The organism is Clostridium sp. X, from assembly GCF_055755365.1.
On the sequence record NZ_CM146912.1, the window covers coordinates 1,719,802 to 1,737,685 of the forward strand.

The 17,884-nt window shown below is 28.7% G+C and carries 17 protein-coding genes and 1 other annotated feature; of the genes, 14 read left to right on the plus strand and 3 right to left on the minus strand.

Annotated elements, in window-relative coordinates:
• Window positions 1-11 precede the first annotated feature (11 nt).
• On the minus strand, window positions 12-686 hold the full coding sequence (locus ACX0KU_RS08665) for a DUF421 domain-containing protein (protein ID WP_472989419.1): 675 nt from the start codon (window positions 684-686) through the stop codon (window positions 12-14).
• 218 nt (window positions 687-904) lie between these two features.
• On the opposite strand from ACX0KU_RS08665, the gene ACX0KU_RS08670 reads away from it, so the two are divergent.
• From ACX0KU_RS08670 to ACX0KU_RS08680, 3 genes are all read left to right on the plus strand, one after another.
• The gene (locus ACX0KU_RS08670; protein ID WP_472989421.1) at window positions 905-2,563 is read left to right on the plus strand and encodes a nucleoside kinase; all 1,659 of its coding nucleotides are present in this window, start codon (window positions 905-907) and stop codon (window positions 2,561-2,563) included.
• Window positions 2,564-2,642: 79 nt separating this feature from the next.
• Complete coding sequence (gene cax / locus ACX0KU_RS08675; protein ID WP_472989422.1) at window positions 2,643-3,689, plus strand: calcium/proton exchanger; 1,047 nt, start codon at window positions 2,643-2,645, stop codon at window positions 3,687-3,689.
• A gap of 53 nt (window positions 3,690-3,742) precedes the next feature.
• Entirely contained in the window at window positions 3,743-4,072 is a 330-nt protein-coding gene (locus ACX0KU_RS08680) for a hypothetical protein (protein WP_472989423.1), read from the plus strand.
• A gap of 21 nt (window positions 4,073-4,093) precedes the next feature.
• Here ACX0KU_RS08680 and pssA read toward each other — a convergent pair whose 3' ends face one another.
• Window positions 4,094-4,606 (minus strand): CDP-diacylglycerol--serine O-phosphatidyltransferase, encoded by a 513-nt coding sequence (gene pssA / locus ACX0KU_RS08685; RefSeq protein WP_472989424.1) that lies wholly within the window; start codon window positions 4,604-4,606, stop codon window positions 4,094-4,096.
• A gap of 164 nt (window positions 4,607-4,770) precedes the next feature.
• Between pssA and ACX0KU_RS08690 the strand changes: the two genes are divergently transcribed.
• The 10 genes from ACX0KU_RS08690 to ACX0KU_RS08735 all read left to right on the plus strand — a co-directional run bounded on the left by ACX0KU_RS08690 (window position 4,771) and on the right by ACX0KU_RS08735 (window position 14,308).
• Window positions 4,771-5,199 (plus strand): CBS domain-containing protein, encoded by a 429-nt coding sequence (locus tag ACX0KU_RS08690; RefSeq protein ID WP_472989425.1) that lies wholly within the window; start codon window positions 4,771-4,773, stop codon window positions 5,197-5,199.
• 266 nt (window positions 5,200-5,465) lie between these two features.
• The gene (locus tag ACX0KU_RS08695; protein WP_472989426.1) at window positions 5,466-6,359 is read left to right on the plus strand and encodes a YegS/Rv2252/BmrU family lipid kinase; all 894 of its coding nucleotides are present in this window, start codon (window positions 5,466-5,468) and stop codon (window positions 6,357-6,359) included.
• 67 nt (window positions 6,360-6,426) lie between these two features.
• Window positions 6,427-7,074, plus strand: a complete 648-nt coding sequence (locus ACX0KU_RS08700; RefSeq protein WP_472989427.1) for a hypothetical protein — start codon at window positions 6,427-6,429, stop codon at window positions 7,072-7,074.
• 495 nt (window positions 7,075-7,569) lie between these two features.
• The gene (locus tag ACX0KU_RS08705) at window positions 7,570-8,832 is read left to right on the plus strand and encodes a magnesium transporter (protein ID WP_472989428.1); all 1,263 of its coding nucleotides are present in this window, start codon (window positions 7,570-7,572) and stop codon (window positions 8,830-8,832) included.
• Window positions 8,833-8,950: 118 nt separating this feature from the next.
• Window positions 8,951-9,679: a spore cortex-lytic enzyme gene (sleB, locus tag ACX0KU_RS08710; protein ID WP_472989429.1), complete on the plus strand. Its 729-nt coding sequence runs from the start codon at window positions 8,951-8,953 to the stop codon at window positions 9,677-9,679.
• A gap of 62 nt (window positions 9,680-9,741) precedes the next feature.
• Window positions 9,742-9,976 (plus strand) — a binding site (T-box leader).
• 55 nt (window positions 9,977-10,031) lie between these two features.
• Window positions 10,032-10,565, plus strand: coding sequence for a serine O-acetyltransferase EpsC (epsC, locus tag ACX0KU_RS08715; RefSeq protein WP_472989430.1), 534 nt, complete (start codon window positions 10,032-10,034; stop codon window positions 10,563-10,565).
• 58 nt (window positions 10,566-10,623) lie between these two features.
• Complete coding sequence (gene queG, locus ACX0KU_RS08720) at window positions 10,624-11,598, plus strand: tRNA epoxyqueuosine(34) reductase QueG (protein ID WP_472989431.1); 975 nt, start codon at window positions 10,624-10,626, stop codon at window positions 11,596-11,598.
• A gap of 42 nt (window positions 11,599-11,640) precedes the next feature.
• Entirely contained in the window at window positions 11,641-12,342 is a 702-nt protein-coding gene (locus ACX0KU_RS08725; RefSeq protein WP_472989432.1) for a lysophospholipid acyltransferase family protein, read from the plus strand.
• A gap of 148 nt (window positions 12,343-12,490) precedes the next feature.
• Window positions 12,491-13,129, plus strand: coding sequence for an endonuclease III (gene nth, locus ACX0KU_RS08730; protein WP_472992426.1), 639 nt, complete (start codon window positions 12,491-12,493; stop codon window positions 13,127-13,129).
• A gap of 27 nt (window positions 13,130-13,156) precedes the next feature.
• Complete coding sequence (locus ACX0KU_RS08735) at window positions 13,157-14,308, plus strand: NAD(P)-dependent malic enzyme (RefSeq protein WP_472989433.1); 1,152 nt, start codon at window positions 13,157-13,159, stop codon at window positions 14,306-14,308.
• Here ACX0KU_RS08735 and ACX0KU_RS08740 read toward each other — a convergent pair whose 3' ends face one another.
• Entirely contained in the window at window positions 14,309-16,165 is a 1,857-nt protein-coding gene (locus ACX0KU_RS08740; protein ID WP_472989434.1) for a hybrid sensor histidine kinase/response regulator, read from the minus strand.
• A gap of 248 nt (window positions 16,166-16,413) precedes the next feature.
• Here ACX0KU_RS08740 and ACX0KU_RS08745 point away from each other — a divergent pair, with 248 nt between their 5' ends.
• Window positions 16,414-17,790 carry a VanW family protein gene (locus ACX0KU_RS08745; protein WP_472989436.1) on the plus strand — a complete coding sequence of 459 codons (1,377 nt, stop codon included), beginning with the start codon at window positions 16,414-16,416 and terminating at the stop codon, window positions 17,788-17,790.
• Window positions 17,791-17,884: the final 94 nt, after the last annotated feature.

Genomic DNA, 17,884 nt, shown 5'->3' on the forward strand with positions numbered 1-17,884 from the left:
ATTTAAGAACTTCACTTATTATAAGATTGGCAAAAGAAGTTACCCCTAGAGTCTATAGTAGCTAAAAAAACATTTTTTATAGATTTAATTTTTTTAGATTTTAACTGATGTAGTAACCAATCTTCATTTTTATTGGCTAATTTCAAATTATGTTCGTTTAGTTTTCCATCAAGAATTAAGGTTATGGGAAGTGTTTCTTCAGCAATCTTTAAATTTAGATCTTCACGGCATACAGGTGCAGCGCAGTTTTTAGGCATTATTGATATTTGACCACTAGTTTCTAAAATAGCATACTGTATGTCAGAAATATTAAAATATCCGCTAATTCTTATTTCTTCAATCAAATCATTATAAGATAGTCTTTGATTTTTTAATTCTTGTATGTTAATTTTACCATTTTTAATTAGTATACTTGGAGTACCAGTTATTATAGCACTAGCTTTTTCACTTTTTATTTCTAAAAGGGTTATAGTTAGCTGAACTATAAGCAGGGTTACTATAGGAATGACTCCATGTATTAAAGGAATTCTTACATCCTGCATAGGAAGAGCTGCAAGCTCAGATACCATTATAGCAATTACTAATTCAAAGGGTTCCATTTCACCCACTTGTCTTTTGCCCATTAATCGCAATATAATGACAACTAAAATATAAAGGATTACAGTTCTAATCATTAATATAAACATTTCTGAGCACTCCTTTCAAATATCTATTTTTAGCAAAAAGTTATAAAATATAAGGGGGATAAGATATTATTTTGTATTTATAATATATAATAATAAAGAAGATGTTATTAAGTGAAACTTAATTCAGGTGTGGTTTGAAACCACACCTGAATGCTGGTAGTCATCAGATAAAAATAAATATAAGATAAATTTGATAATAATAAATAAGGAGAAATGTCATGGATAAGTTAAGTATAACTTTAGAAAATGATAAAGTAGTAAAGGTAGATAAGGGAGTAACATTAAGCAAGATTATTATAGACAATAATCTTGAAGAATATAAAAAATGTATATTATGCAAATTTAATGGAAAGTTACAAGAACTTAGCTATAAAGTTGATGAAGATGGATATTTAGAAGCAGTTAGCGCTACCGAAAAAATTTCTGTTAGTACCTATATTAGAACTCTCCAATTCGTATTTATTAAAGCGGTGTATGACTTATATCCAAAAGCAAGAGTTTCTATAGAACACTCTTTGAGTAAAGGACTATATGGAGAAATTTATAAAGATTCACCCCTTGATAAGACAGATATAGAAAAAATAAAAAAGAGAATGAAGGAAATAGTTATTGAGAATATCCCTATAAATAAAGTTTCTGTTAGTAAGGAAGAGGCTATAGATATATTTAAGGGGTATGGGTTTGAAGATAAAGTAAGGATGCTAAAATATAATAGTAATAACAGTTTAAAGCTTTATGAATTAGGTGGAAGATATGACTATTTTTATGGTCCAATAGCTATATCTACAGGATATATTGAGCTATTTGATTTAATTTATTATGCACCAGGTTTCATACTTATTCCACCTAAAGAAAATGATCTTACGAGTTTACCAGAGTTTGTAGAACATAAAAATCTAGCAAAGGTATTCTATGAAACAGAGCAATGGGGAAAAATTTTAGATGTAGCTGATGTAGGGTCTTTAAATGAAAAGGTGGTAAGTGGAGAGATAGTTGATATTGTAAGAATTTCAGAAGCTTTCCATGAGAAAAAAACAGCACACATTGCTGATATGATTGAGAATAGAGGAAATGTTAAGGTTGTTTTAATAGCAGGGCCTTCATCTTCTGGAAAAACAACTTTTACTAGAAGATTAGCAATACAACTAAGAGTTAATGGTTTGGTTCCAGTTCCGATTTCGTTAGATGATTATTTTGTAGATAGAGAGAGAACACCTAAAGATGAACATGGAGAATATGATTTTGAATCAATTTATGCTCTAGATTTAGAGTTATTTAATAAAAATCTTAAAGATTTATTAGAGGGTAAAGAAATAATAATGCCTCAATTTGACTTTTTAACAGGAACAAGAAAATGGCATGAAAACTCACTAAAGCTACCTGAAAATGGAATGATATTAATTGAAGGAATTCATGGATTAAATGAATTACTTACTACATCCATACCAAAGGAAAATAAGTTTAAAATTTATATAAGTGCATTAACGCAACTAAATCTAGATAATCATAATAGAATAGCAACAACTGATGTTAGAATAATAAGGAGAATAGTTAGAGATTCACTCTCAAGAGGATATGCTGGAGAGCAGACACTAAAGATGTGGCCATCTATAAGAAGGGGAGAGGAAAAAAGTGTTTTTATTTTTCAAGAGGAAGCAGATGTTATGTTTAATTCAAGTTTAGTCTATGAACTTTGTGTTCTGAAAAAATATGCTGAGCCAGAACTTGATAAGATACAGCAAGATAGTGATGTATACTATGAAGCTATGAGACTTAGAAGTTTGATACATTTTTTTAAAGATGTTGATAAGGATATAACACCTGATAACTCTATAATAAGAGAGTTTATAGGAGCAAGTTGCTTTTATAAATATTAAGAGTTAAATGTAACTACTTTTATTACATGACCATATACTAAAACAAGACAAAAGAATGTAATACAAGTAGGTGTGTTCTATGAAAAAGTATGGAATTATGATAGCAACGTTAATTTTAGTATTTATCAGTACATCTTCTAATCTAACAAATGCAGTAATCTATTCAATTGGAATGATTCCATTAGCTATACTGTTAGGAGATTTAACTTCAAATATGTCTTTATATATAGGAGAAAAAAGAGGAGGACTCCTAGCGGCAACTATTGGAAATTTTCCTGAACTAATGATGGGAATTTGGTCTATAAGTTATGGTATGATCCCAATGGTAAGATCAGCATTAATAGGTTCTATAATAAGTAATATGCTTCTAGTTTTAGGAATAGCAATATTCTGTGGAGGTATTAAGTTTAAGGAACAAAGATTTAATAAAATAATTGCTAGAACTAACTTTAATATGCTCCTTTTAGCTATGTCAGCAATGGTAGTGATGGCATCTATAAAAAGTTATGGAAATGTATCAGAAAGTTTGATGTTTGGACTTAGTATAAAGGTATCAATAGTGCTTATGGGAGTATATATATTAGGATTGATCTTTTCACTCTTTACTCATAGTAACCTTTTTGTAGTAAGTGAAAGAGAAGAAGAAAAGATAGATATTAAAAATAAAAAGAAAAGAAATATAATTATTATAGATATAGTAATAAGTTCAATTTTATTGTTTTTAATAAGTGAAAAGTTAATAGTTAATATTAGAGGATTAATTATTGATTACAATCTATCACAGGAATTTATAGGTATAATCCTAATACCTATATTAGGTAATATGGGAGAAAATATCTCAGCTATTATATGTGCTGCAAAAAACAAAATAAATATGAGTCTAGAGATTGCTATAGGTTCAAGTATACAAATTACTCTTTTTGTTACACCACTTCTTATAATATACTCATATTTTATAGGGGTAGAGATGAATTTTGTATTTAGTAATTTTCAAATTATAATGAGTGCTATAGCTATAGCAATGTCATTCTTTGTGTTTCAGGATGGAAGATCCTATTGGTTAGAAGGTGCAATTTTAATAGCCATATACTCCATGATTACTATGGGATACTATTATTTGGTATAAAATTAAGTACTTTATAATATAAATATTATGATATCAATTCGTAGGGTGATTAATTGGGAAGCAGAAAAGTTATACAAACATATTATTCTGATGTAAATAATTTAACAGATCTATTAGGTAAGTTAGTGAATTCTTATAGAATCTTGATTGGAGCAGCTGATGAGCTTAATAAAATTGCCTTATCAAAAAAAACAGATGTAAGAGATGCATTAAAGAGAGCGGATAAATTAGGAGACATTATAGATGAAATAATTGATGTATTAGAAAATACTAGTACAAATTATGCAGAGTACTGTGATTTAAAATCAAGTATATTGAAGAATAAAATAAATGAAAACTATATATATACAGAAATTGAAGAAGATATAAATTTTAAAGATTAAAAAAGTGTGACTGAAAAAATGTCACACTTTTTTTATCTTTAATTTACTAATCATAAGATAAGATAAAATAATTATTAATATACCAGTCATAAAAACATTAGAGGCATTTTTAAGGGTTATATAGGAATATAAGGATACTAACATACCAGCAGCTGTTATAGGTATTCCCATAAAAGTTCCATCAAATTCACTACAGTTGTATCTTGCTAATCTGTATGCTCCAGATAGCGGGAAAACTAATACTAAAACATAGCCTAAAAATCCTAAATCTATAAGATTATATAAATTGAAAACCAGAATTGAAGGAGCAACACCAAAAGATACTAAATCAGCTAAGGAATCTAGTTCTTTCCCGATTTCTGATGAAGCACCTAAATATCGGGCTATTCTTCCATCGTATCTATCCATAATACCTGCTAATAAAATGAAAATACAAGCTGTCTTATATTCGCCTTGAAATGTCATAATTAAAGATATTAAACCGCAGGCAAGGTTTCCTAAGGTAAATGCGTTTGGCACTACACTCTTTGTCATCATATCACTCCTAAATATTAATCCAAAAAAATAGAAATACACTACTATTATAATGCTTATTATACAATTATATAATATTTCTAACAAATATTTAAGTAGTAAAAGAAATTTTTTATAAATATTATAATCTTTTTGGGTAAAAATAAGCTGAGGAGGTGATAAGTATGGATATGAAAAACATAATGACTAAGATTGTAACTACTATAACTCCAGAGGATACAGTAGAACGTGCAGCTCAAATGATGAAAGAGCATAATGTGGGTTCTATACCAGTATGTAGAGGAGAAGAGGTAGTAGGAGTAATAACAGACAGAGATATTACATTAAGATCATCAGCTCAAGGTCAAAATGTACGTCAACAAAAAGTAAGCGAAATAATGAGCTCAAATCCAGTAACTGGAACACCAAATATGGATGTTCACGAAGCTGCTAGATTGATGAGTGAAAGACAAATAAGAAGACTTCCAATAGTAGATAATAATAAAGTAGTAGGGATTGTAGCTTTAGGAGATTTAGCGGTGGAGCCACAACTTGCAAATGAAGCAGAGAGTGCTCTAAGTAGTATTTCAGTACCAGCTAGTCCTGAAATGTAGAGATATAGATTATATTATAATAAAAGATTAATATTAGATAATTAATAAAAATATATTTAGAAAGTCTATGAATTTCTTAAGTCATAGACTTTTTAAGTTTACATAAAGCTAATAATTAGTATAATAATTAATATATGAAATTTTAAAATTATACATATTAAATATAGTTTGTTAAATAATCTTATTAGCATTATAATGGATATATAAATTAATGTAAAATAAAGAATAAAAAGTAAAGATATTTAAGGTTTGATAGGAGAGTATATATGAATAAGGTTAAGTTTATTTATAATCCATATTCAGGTGAAAATTCCATAGTAAGTGATATTGATAAAGTGATAATGCTTCATCAAAAATATAATTATATTATAGAGCCTTTTAGAATAGGTATGGATAATGAATTATGCGAAGCTTTTGAAGATATTGATGAAAGCTATAAGTATATACTTATAGCAGGCGGAGATGGAACTGTTGATAGTGTAGTCAATATTATGAAAAAATTAAATATAGATATTCCTATAGCCATTCTTCCAGTAGGTACGGCAAATGATTTCGCAAAGTTTATAGGTATACCATTAAATGTTGAAAAGGCTTGTGAAAAAATATTGAATAGTGACCCCGTTCCCCTAGATATAGGAAAGATAAATGATAAATATTTTGTAAATGTAGCAAGTACGGGACTTTTTACAGATATATCTCAGAAAACAGATGTTAACTTAAAGAATACTATAGGGAAGTTAGCATACTATGTGAAGGGGATTGAGCAGATTCCTTATTTAAGAAAGCTTAAAGTAAAGGTCTCCTCACAAGAGACAGAGTTTGATGGAGATATGTATTTAATGCTTGTCTTTAATGGTCAAACTGCAGGGAACTTTAAGTTAGCATATAAAGCAGATTTGAGAGATGGAATGCTAGATGTAATAATTATAAAAGCAGGGATGATAAAAGAAATAATACCTATGTTTATAAAAATGTTAAAAATTGAACATCTTGAAGACAATAAAGGACTTATCTATTTTAAAACAGATAAGCTTACAATTGAATGTGATGAAGATATTGTTACAGACATTGATGGAGAAAGAGGGCCAGATTTTCCAGTAACTATAGAATGTATTAAAGATGGAATAAGAGTTCTTGGTTTTAATGATATAAGAAGTTAAAAAGTGTGAATAATTCCAAGGAATATGAAATAACTATAAGTAACAACAATTTCTTGGAGAGAATGTATTGAAACCGTATATTTATCTGATACTTTTATTATTTATGTTATTTATTACATATGAAGGCTTTAGAAAAAGCTTAAAAAATACTCCTAATAAGATAAGACTGGTATGCATGTTTGCATTTACAGGAATACTGCTTCAATATGCGTGCCTTTTAGTTTTATTTTTAATTCAAAACATAGGGTATTTATATATTTTAAAACCATTATACTTTTTAAACCTAATATGTATTCCTATTGTTGGTATTATGACTCTTTATATACTTCTTAGAAATGATAAGATAAAGTTTTCTTATATATTTCTAATAAGTGGAGTTTTAGTAATGCTTTACTCTTATATAATATATAGTAATCCTATAAGAGTAAAAGTAAGCTTACTATATGGATATTACATGGAATTTATAGATAATCCCTATATTTATGTTGCTTATATGCTTATAAGTGTATTGTTTATAATTATTACTTTATCTTATTGGAAAGAAAATAAATATAAAATAGGAATAATTTTAGTAGTAGTATCAGCATCGACTTTAATTTGTGAGGGTATCCTTAGCTTAAGATTACAAGGTATATTTGAAACTCTTATTATAAGTGATATATTATGGATTTTAACTTTGAATTATGGATTAAATAAAGTAAAAAAAGTCAGGTAGAAAAATTCTTCTGCCTGTCTTTTTATTTATATTAGAATATTACTTTGCAAAAATCCTAAATATTAAGAAAAACGGAGTAATTTCAATTATAATTTAAGTATATTGATATAAATAAAAAATTTAAAATTATATTGCTGAATATGGTTGCATTTTAGAAATAATTTAATATAATCTATAGTAGATATAATTATTTTTTAACTCTTGAAAAAGATTTAAAATTAAATTTTATTCTAAATAAAGTGTAAGTCTACTAGTTAGTTTTGGTAAATTAAAGAAGAATATTGAAAAGAGGTGCATATTAATGGAAGGTGGTCCCCTTGAATGGAGATCAGAAAAATTTAATACTATGAGGAAAATATATAGAGAAACTTTATGCTGAATTAAAATTTAACAGTTGAGAGTTGACAGAAAATTTATGTCAAGCTGTCAGTTGTCAACTGTTAAATTTTATATTTATTAGTGGAGTTTCTCTATGCATGATTAGGAGGAATATCCATGAAAAAGCTAAATAGTTTTTATTTAAGCGAATTACTCCAAAAAAATATATATGATGAGTATGGTTATTGTATAGGTAAGTTAGTGGATATATATGTTACTACTGGAGATGGATATCCTAAAGCTATAGGATATCAGGTGAAAAAGAATAGTGAAGTATATAATAATGAATTTAGAAATATTGAATTCTATAATGAGGATGGAAAAATCCTAATTAAAGTTAGAGGAGTTAAAGATATAATACCAAGAGCATATACCTATCTTTTATCTAAGAATTTATTAGACAAGCAAATAATTGATGTAAACGGAAAGAAAGTTGTTAGAGTTAATGATTTAAGAATTGCAGATATTTCCTCGGAGATTAGAGTAATAGCTGTAGAAACAGGTTTTTTAGCATTAAGTAGAAGATATGGTATTGAGAAATTAGTTAATTTTATGTGTAAGCTTTTAAGAAGACAACCTAATAATACTATAATTATGTGGGACGATGTTGAATCACTAGAGATGATGGAACATAATTTAAAAATATCTATTCCATATAAAAAAATATCAGAGCTTCATCCTGCTGATATTGCAGATATTCTTGAGGAAGTAGATTCAAAGTATAGAAACAAAATTTTTGAAAGTTTAGATAAAGATTTGGCTGCAGAAACATTAGAAGAAATAAATCCAGAAATACAGGTTAATATACTAGAAACTATGAATCAATCTAAAGTAAGTGAAATATTAAATAATATGGCCAATGACGAGATCGCGGATATATTAGAGGAACTAGATGAAGATACTGCAGAAAAACTTTTAATTAATTTAAATAGTGAAGCTGTAGAGAAAGTTAGAGATCTCATGAGGTATGAGGAAGAGACTGTTGGAAGTGTAATGAGTACAGATTTCATATCTTTTAATGTAAACATTACTGCTAGTGAAACTATTGAACTTTTAAGGGAAATTCATCCAGAAGATAAGAATTCACATTATGTGTACATCATAGATGAAGATGAAAAATTAGAAGGTGTAATATCTATTAATAAATTAATTTTTTCAGATAGTAATAGCAAGTTAAAAGATATAATGGAAACAGAAGTTATAAAACTAAGTGATGATGAAAAATTAGATTCAGCTATTGGAAAACTTGTAAAATATGATTTAATAACTATGCCTGTAGTTGACGAAGAGGAAAAGTTACAGGGTATCTTATTTATTAATGATATAATAGAAGAAATGTTTCCGCAAATAGGTAAGAGAAAGTTAAAAAGAAATATCTAAATAATAAAAAAACTGCTACATAATATTGTAGTAGTTTTTTTATGTGTATTTTTTCAAAATATGCACAAAATAAATGTAATAGATTCATTATATTTAAACTTTTAGGAGGAATCTTTTGATGATGAGCAAATTAGGTTGGAGGAGAGTAGGAGTTCTTGTTGTACTAATTTTATTTACATTCTTTAGTACATCGGATTTTATTATTCCCTACTGTAATGTAGTAAAAACAGTAACCTATAAGTATGGCTCAAAAGGTCAAACGGTTAGGGAAGTACAAACTAGACTTAAAAGATGGGGATATTACAATAGTTCTGTAGATGGAGTATATGGTTATCAAACCTATCTTGGAGTAAAAACTTTTCAGAGAAAAAACAAACTTACTGTTGATGGAGTAGTTGGAAATGCAACATTAAAAGCACTAGGAATAAATGTTCCAAGTACAAGTGGTGGAACTGCTGGTTCAACTAAAACTGCATCAGCTAAAGTATCTACAAGTAGTTCTGATGAGTTATTATTAGCAAGACTTATAAATGGAGAAGCAAGAGGAGAGCCATATGAAGGTCAAGTTGCAGTAGGGGCAGTTATACTAAATAGGGTTAGAGATTCAAAGTTTCCAAATAGCATTGCAGGAGTAGTATATCAACCAGGTGCATTTACAGCAATTGTGGATGGGCAAGTACATGCAGAAATGGCACCAAATTCAATTAGAGCAGCAAGAGATGCAATTAATGGATGGGATCCCTCATCAGGAGCAATGTATTACTTTAATCCAGATACAGCTACTAGTGGGTGGATTTGGTCTAGATCACTGATAAAAATAATAGGAAAACATAGATTTTGCAGCTAAAAAATGTTGACAATTATACTATAACTTCATATAATAAAAATGTAATCCTTAGTGAAATAGTAGGAAATGCTATGATAGAGGAAAGTAATATAAATGATATATTCAGAGAAGAAATCATTTGCTGAGAGATTTCTATATGGAGTTTATATGAAGTGCCCTTTGGAGTTTTGCACCGAAATAATAGTAGGCTGCAACGGTGTTACCCGTTATAGTAATAGAGCATGAATAGTGCTTAAAACTTAAGTGGGATTAATATCCAATTAGAGTGGAACCGCAGAGTATAGCTTTGTCTCTAGAATATTTAGAGATAAGGCTTTTTGTTATGTTTTAATTATGTTATGGGGGGAACGATATGACTAATTTTTTTAAAACAATAAAATACGATATAAACAATATTCTACAAAACGATCCAGCTGCAAGGAATGGAGTAGAGGTATTTTTACTTTATCCAAGTGTTCATGCAGTTATAAGTTATAGAATAGCACATTTATTTTATAAGAAAAGACTATTTTTTATAGCTAGATTTATATCGCAGTTTGCAAGATTTCTTACTGGTATAGAAATACATCCAGGGGCTACAATAGGAAAAGGATTTTTCGTTGATCATGGTATGGGAGTAGTTGTAGGAGAAACGGCAGAAGTTGGAGATAATGTAACATTGTATCATGGGGTTACATTAGGTGGAACAGGTAAAGATAAGGGGAAGAGACATCCTACTATTGGCAATAATGTTATTATAGGAACTGGAGCCAAGGTGCTTGGACCTATATTAATAGGAGATAATTGTAGGATAGGAGCAAATTCAGTTGTGCTTAAAAATACTCCTTCAAATTCAACAGTAGTAGGTATACCAGGTCAAATCGTAACTAAAGATATGACTAAATAGTTTATTTAAAAAATAGAAGAAATGAGAAACTAATATCTAGAAGGGATATTTTAAAATAGTGAATTTAAAAAATGAAATAATAAATTATTGTAGTAGTTTAGGCCTAAATTTAGTTGGATTCACCCGTTGCAGAATATTTCATGAATTAAAAGAATTTTATTATAATAGAAAAAGTTCAGGGTTTGAAAATGAGTTTGAAGAAAAGGATATAGAGAAAAGAATTAATCCTTATATATATATGAAGGAAGGAAAAACTATTATATCAATAGCCTTTCCATATATTACTGAAAAGACTGAGAGTTCTAAAATTTACTTTTCTAAATATACTTTAGGAAATGATTATCATAGAGTCGTATCTAAGTATTTAGAGAATATTTGTTGTTATATAAGAACTTTAGGAGGAGAGGCAAAGTATTTTGTGGATAGCAACTCATTACCAGAAAGATACTTAGCTTACCTTAGTGGGGTTGGCTTTATAGGAAAAAATAATATGCTTATTACAAAAGAATATGGATCCTACGTATTTTTAGGGGAGATAATAACAGACTTAGAGTTAGAGAGTGATAAACCTATAGAAGTATTATGTGGTGAGTGCAATAAGTGTATCGAAGCATGTCCTACAAAAGCTATAAGTGAAAGAGTAACTAATTCTAATATATGTCTATCATATATAACTCAAAAAAAGGATATTCAGGATTATTGGTTTAATAAATTTGAAGGAAGAATATTTGGATGTGATACTTGCCAAGATGTATGTCCTTATAATTATAAAGTAAAATTATCTAATTTAGAAGAATTTACTCCTTATGATTTTATGAAGAATATAGATAGTGAAGAGATATTTAATATGAGCAATAGGGAATTTAAGGACAGGTATAAATTAACCTCTTGTGGATGGAGAGGAAAAAATGTTATTCAGAGAAACTTGCTTATTAACATGTTTAATTTAGAAAGTATAAAAAAAGAATTGGAATTTTCTTCCACTTATTTACAAGAATATTATAATAGACTTTTGAAAATTTCTGAAAAATAGTGTATTATATATAAAGAAGATTATGAAGGGTGGAATAAATTCATGTTATTATCAATTTTCAGTGGAATTATAAAGCACCTTCCAAAATGGCTAGTAAGATTTATATCTAGTAAATGGATAAATGCTTATGTTAATAAATACGCTAAAATAAATATAAAAAATGAAGAAAATATAAATAAAGTTAAAATGCCTGTTATATTTATATGTAATCATTTAAGTAATTCAGATGCACTTATTTTAAATAGAGTACTAGAGAAGTATGATACAACATTTGTAGCAGGAGTTAAATTAGCAAGTAATTCTTTTACAAGTTTAGGATTAAGTATTGTAAAAACTACACCAATACGTCCAGATACAGCAGATAAAGAAGGCATCAAAAAGGTTATTGATATTGTAAAAGCTGGAGGTAATGTTCTTATATTTCCAGAAGGGACAAGAAGTAGAACTGGTAAAATGATTAAAGCTAAAAAGGGGATAGTGTTAATAACTAAAATGTGCAAGGTTCCTATAATTCCAATAGGTATGACTGGAACTGAAAAACTTATGCCAATAAATCAAGAAGGACAAATGAGTAAGGAGAAATTTCATCACGCAGATGTTAATGTAAATATAGGTGAGGCATTCACTCTTCCAGTAAAAGGACAAGATGAATCAGCAAAAGAGTATGAAGATAGAGTTTTAGCATTGATTATGGGAAGTATAGCATCACTTCTACCAGAAGATTATAGAGGTGAGTACAAATAAAGTGCTTTTTTAGGGCAATATATAAAGAAAAGAGTACTAGAATAATTTTAGTACTCTTTTTAAATTTTTGAAATTAGGGTATAATATCAATAAAGATTAATACTTTATTATGGTAAAGTCACATGAAATTAGTATGAAGGTGGTAGCTTTGAAAAAAGAACATAGAGAAAAAGTTATAGAAATATTAGAAACTACATATAAGGGTGCAAAATGTGGGTTAGATTTTAGAAGTCCTTATGAGTTATTAATATCTACTATGTTGTCAGCTCAATGTACTGATGAGAGAGTTAATAAAGTAACTAAGGACTTATACTCAGACTATAATAATCCGGAAAAAATGACAACTTTGACTGAAGAAGAATTAGGCAATAAAATAAAAAGTTGTGGATTATACAAAAATAAGAGTAAGAATATATTAGAAACCTCTAAGATATTACTTTCACATTATAGGGGTGAAGTTCCTGAGACTATGGAGGAATTAATTAAACTTCCAGGAGTGGGAAGAAAAACTGCTAATGTAGTATTATCTAATGCTTTTGGGGTTCCTGCTATTGCTGTTGATACTCATGTGTTTAGAGTATCAAACAGAATAGGTATAGGAAAAGGAAATAATGTTAATGAGGTAGAAAATCAGCTTATGGAGAACATACCAAGAGAAAAATGGAGTGATACACACCATTATATTATATGGCATGGAAGAAAAATATGTAAGGCAAAAAAACCTCAATGTGAAGAATGTCCAGTAGCTCCTTATTGTGAATACTTTAAGGGTAAGGAAATAGATTAACTATAAATAATTATGGGGGAGATTTAGTTGAGCATTAAAGAAGAAGCGTTGAAAATTCACAAAGAAAATGCAGGAAAAATAGAGGTAACAAGTAAGATAGCTATTAATAGTAAATATGATTTATCTCTTGCGTATACGCCAGGGGTAGCAGAACCATGTCTAGAAATAAAGGAAGATAAGAATAAAGTATATGATTATACAATGAAGGGAAACACTGTTGCAGTAGTTACCAATGGAACAGCAGTACTCGGTCTTGGAGATATAGGACCTGAAGCAGGGCTACCAGTTATGGAAGGAAAGGCCCTTTTATTTAAGGAATTTGGGGGGATAAATGCTTTCCCTATATGCTTAGATACAAAGGATCCTGATAAAATAATAGAAACAGTAAAGTTAATAGCACCATCTTTTGGTGGAATTAATCTTGAAGATATAAAAGCACCTGAATGTTTCTATATAGAAAGAAGACTTAAAGAAGAACTAGATATTCCTGTTTTTCATGATGATCAGCACGGAACAGCAGTAGTTGTTTTAGCAGGATTATATAATTCACTAAAACTTCTAAATAAAAAACTTGAGGAAGTAGAAATTGTCATAAATGGAGCTGGTGCAGCTGGAATTTCTATATGTAGACTATTACTTTTAGCTGGAGCTAAAAATATCATTATGTGTGATAAAAATGGAGCTATAGCTGAAGGGGAAGAGTGGCTTAATGACTCTCAAAGAGAGATATCCATGATTACTAATAGGGAGTTTAAAAAGGGAACATTAAAAGATATCATAAATAATAAGGATGTTTTCATTGGAGTTTCTGGACCTAATGTATTAAATGAAATAATGGTTAAGTCTATGAATAAAGATAGTATTATATTTGCTATGGCAAATCCAACTCCGGAAATAATGCCAGATATAGCTAAAGCAGCAGGTGCAAGGATAGTGGCTACAGGAAGATCAGATTTCCCAAATCAAATAAATAATGTTTTGGTATTTCCAGGAATATTTAAGGGAGCTCTTGAAATTCGATCAAAAGAAATAACAGAAGATATGAAACTTGCAGCTGCAAGGGGAATAGCAGATCTTATACAAAGTGAAGAATTAAATGAAGATTATATCATCCCAGATGCCTTAGATAGAAGAGTTTGTGAGGCTGTAGCTAAAAAAGTGAAAAAAGCAGTTGTTTAATTACAACTGCTTTAATACTTTATTTAGTTCTTTACTTAATTCTTCCAGAGTATAGGGTTTATTAATTACTCCTTTAAAGCCATACTCTTTATAGTGGGAAATAACACTGCTAGCAGAGTAGCCACTTGATACTATAGCTTTAATATCGGGGTCAATTCTAAGAAGGTGTTTTATTGCCTCTTCTCCTCCCATTCCACCTGGGATTGTAAGATCCATAATTACTGCATCAAAAGGGGTATTGCGTTTTAATGCATCCTCATAGAATTTTATGACTTCAGCTCCATCTTTTGATAACTCTACTTTATAACCTAAGTGATTTAGCATAGAGCTTATTACTTTTCTTATTTCAATCTCATCATCCATTACTAAGATTTTATTTTCACCATGGAAAACTGATTGTGAAATTTGTTCCATTTCAATTGGAATCCCTTCACAGGCTGGTAAGTATACTTGAAATACAGTTCCTTTTCCTAGCTTTGACTTAACTATAATATGTCCGTTATGTTTTTTTATAATGGAATAACAAGAAGTTAGTCCAAGACCACTTCCAGTTTTTTTTGTAGTGAAGTAAGGATCAAATATCTTAAGAAGATTACTTTCATCTATTCCTATACCTTGATCTTTAAAAGAAATATTAATATATTTTCCAGAGGATAATCCTATAATTTCGTTATCAAGTAAGGTTACATTTCTGGCTTTAACAGTAACAATTCCTCCATTTTGCATAGCTTGATAGGCGTTTATAATTAAATTGCTTATTACCTGGCTTATTTGACCAGGATCAATTTCAACAGGCCATAAATCATTAGGCAGATTTAAATTACACATTACATTAGTACCACATAGAGCTAGTGTAGCAGTTTCCTTTATTAATACATTTATATAAGTTATTTTCTTTAGGGGATTACTTCCTTTAGAAAAAGTAAGTAATTGTTTGGTTAAATCCTTGGCTTGAAAAACAGTCTTCTCTATATTTAATAACTTTTTTTCTGTTTTTTCATCAATATTTTTATAGGTTTTTAACATAGATATATTTCCAAGAATTATGGTGAGTATATTGTTAAAGTCGTGGGCAACTCCACCAGCTAAGGTTCCTATGGAGTTTAGCTTTTCGATTTTTAACATTTCTTCTTCAGTTTGTTTACGCTTTGTGATGTTTCTTGATATAACCATAGCTTCATTATCTGAGAAGGGAGTTATTCTTGCCTCAAAGTGTTGCAAACCTTTAGGTAAATTTAAATCATATTCATACAGTACTAAAGATTTTGTTTTAATTGATTTTATTATAGAAGATTTTAGTTCATGTCCTAGAGGATTAGGGAGAAGATCTATTATATTTTTCCCTATTAACTTAGTAGGAGGAGCAAGCATATCATCTATATTTTGAGATTTACAGTCTAAAAAAGTACCCTCTTTATCAAGTTTGAAATATATGTCAGGAAGAGCCGTGAAGATAGAATTAAGCTGCTTTTCACGCTCAATTAAACTTAGTTCTATTCTTTTATGTTCTGTGATATCGTACAGTAGTAGTATTATTACTTCAATATCATCATTGGAATTATATATTTTATTAATTTTTATTTGAAAATACAGGTCTTTATCACCACTGATTATTTTTTTGTCAAAAGTACATTCAGTTAAGTCATTATTAATAAAATTTAGAACAAGTTGTTTAAGATAAGTTAGAATAAATGGAGTTTCACAATATGAATTTTCGAATAAACTTACCTCTAATTTCTTTAATAAATTTTCAGCGTATATATTCATGTTTTGAATTTCACAACATGTATTTAGTGCAATAACAGGAACAGGCAAATTTTTTAACACATTAAAACAAGTATTATGATCATTTATCATGGAACATCAACTCTCCTTGATTAAAAAACTAAGTAGTAAATTACTATATACAATATTCCATAAAAATCCTTAAAATCCTTTTTATTCAGACTTAAAATTACATATAGTACTAAGATATGAATAGTTTAAGTATTAAAATAAAGGATACTTCTGTTTTAAGGTTAAATATACCATATTAAGCTATATACTTTTCTTATGTAATTATAGAATGTTTTGTAGTATAATATATGAGAAAGAGGGGGAAATGGATGAGTAGAGGAAAAAAAAATAAAACTAAGCAAAAAAATGCAAAAAGAGTAAAAAAATTGTTGTTTGCAGTTATTTTGCTTTTAGCTTCAGTGTCTATAAGTTATGCGTACTTTACAATTGAAAAGTACAATAATGTGATGTTTCCAGGTGTAGTAGTAAAGGGCATTAACTTGTCGGGAAAAACAAAGGAAGAAGCGATTAATATATTAAGAAATAGTTTTGGAAATTCTATTTTAAATAAAAAGATAAGTATTAAAACTCCAAGTAATACTTATGAAATGAGTTACTCTGAGTTAAATGCACAGTATAATATTATTGAAACTGTTGATGAAGCTTTATCCTATGGCAAGGATTTAAATATAATTTCTAAATTCAAAGCTATAAGAAGCCCAATTAAGAAAGAGTACAGCCTTAAATTATCTTATAATAATAAGCCTATTGACAATATAATAAAAAGTATTGAGAAGAAAATAAATGAGTTACCTAAAAATGCAAGTATACAAATGGTAAATAGAAAATTTAATATAACAAATAGCCAAAATGGTATGGAACTTGAGAGTGATAAACTTAAAAATACTATTATCTCAGAAATAGACAGAAATCTTGAAGAAGATATAGAAATAGAAGCACCTATTAAGATTTCAAAACCTAAAATAACAGAGGAGGCTTTAAAATCCATAGATTCTAGAATTGCTTCATACTCCACAAGCTTTGCTACATCTTCATCGTCGAGATCTACAAATATTGATTTAGCAACAAAGAGTATTAATGGAGTAGTTTTAATGCCTGGAGATTCCTTTAGCTTCAATGAAGTAGTTGGAGAAAGGACAAAGGCAAGAGGATACCAAGAGGCAGGAGTAATTGTGAACCAACAATTGGATTCAGGAGTAGGTGGAGGAATATGTCAAGTATCATCTACTTTATATAATGCTATATTACAAGGAAATATAAAAACCACTCAAAGAGTACATCATACATTCCCATCAACTTATGTTGGAATTGGACTTGATGCTACAGTAGATTGGGGAAATATTGATTTTAAATTCATGAACTCATACGATTATCCAATATTTATTCAAGGATATACTAGCAATAAACATCTTTATTTTAATATATATTCAAATTCTTCTTTAAATAAAAGAACATATTCTATTAGTACAGAAATATATGGTCAAGTCGAGCCTATTATAAAGTATATTGATGATCCAAACTTGCTAGAAGGTAAAACAGAAGTAGTAAAAAAACCATATACGGGGTATAGGGTGAAAACTTATAGAAATATATATGAAGGCGGAAAATTTATTAGTAAAGAACTTGTTACAAATGATTATTATGTGCCTGTAAACGGAATAATAAAAAAGGGCACAAAAAAATAAAATCTTATGCTGATATAGTATTTACTATATCAGCATTTTTACTAAAAGTTATTTTTACTTTATAATGATAATACAAAATTTTTTAATAAAGGAG

Bases quoted from the DNA above. Each gene is read 5' to 3' on its own strand.
- ACX0KU_RS08695 (WP_472989426.1), top strand. From the start codon at position 5,466: ATGAATAAGGTTAAGTTTATTTATAATCCATATTCAGGTGAAAATTCC.
- ACX0KU_RS08665 (WP_472989419.1), bottom strand. From the start codon at position 686: ATGTTTATATTAATGATTAGAACTGTAATCCTTTATATTTTAGTTGTC.
- ACX0KU_RS08725 (WP_472989432.1), top strand. From the start codon at position 11,641: ATGTTATTATCAATTTTCAGTGGAATTATAAAGCACCTTCCAAAATGG.
- cax (WP_472989422.1), top strand. From the start codon at position 2,643: ATGAAAAAGTATGGAATTATGATAGCAACGTTAATTTTAGTATTTATC.
- ACX0KU_RS08745 (WP_472989436.1), top strand. From the start codon at position 16,414: ATGAGTAGAGGAAAAAAAAATAAAACTAAGCAAAAAAATGCAAAAAGA.
- ACX0KU_RS08740 (WP_472989434.1), bottom strand. From the start codon at position 16,165: ATGATAAATGATCATAATACTTGTTTTAATGTGTTAAAAAATTTGCCT.
- pssA (WP_472989424.1), bottom strand. From the start codon at position 4,606: ATGACAAAGAGTGTAGTGCCAAACGCATTTACCTTAGGAAACCTTGCC.
- ACX0KU_RS08690 (WP_472989425.1), top strand. From the start codon at position 4,771: ATGGATATGAAAAACATAATGACTAAGATTGTAACTACTATAACTCCA.
- ACX0KU_RS08670 (WP_472989421.1), top strand. From the start codon at position 905: ATGGATAAGTTAAGTATAACTTTAGAAAATGATAAAGTAGTAAAGGTA.
- ACX0KU_RS08705 (WP_472989428.1), top strand. From the start codon at position 7,570: ATGAAAAAGCTAAATAGTTTTTATTTAAGCGAATTACTCCAAAAAAAT.
- epsC (WP_472989430.1), top strand. From the start codon at position 10,032: ATGACTAATTTTTTTAAAACAATAAAATACGATATAAACAATATTCTA.
- sleB (WP_472989429.1), top strand. From the start codon at position 8,951: ATGATGAGCAAATTAGGTTGGAGGAGAGTAGGAGTTCTTGTTGTACTA.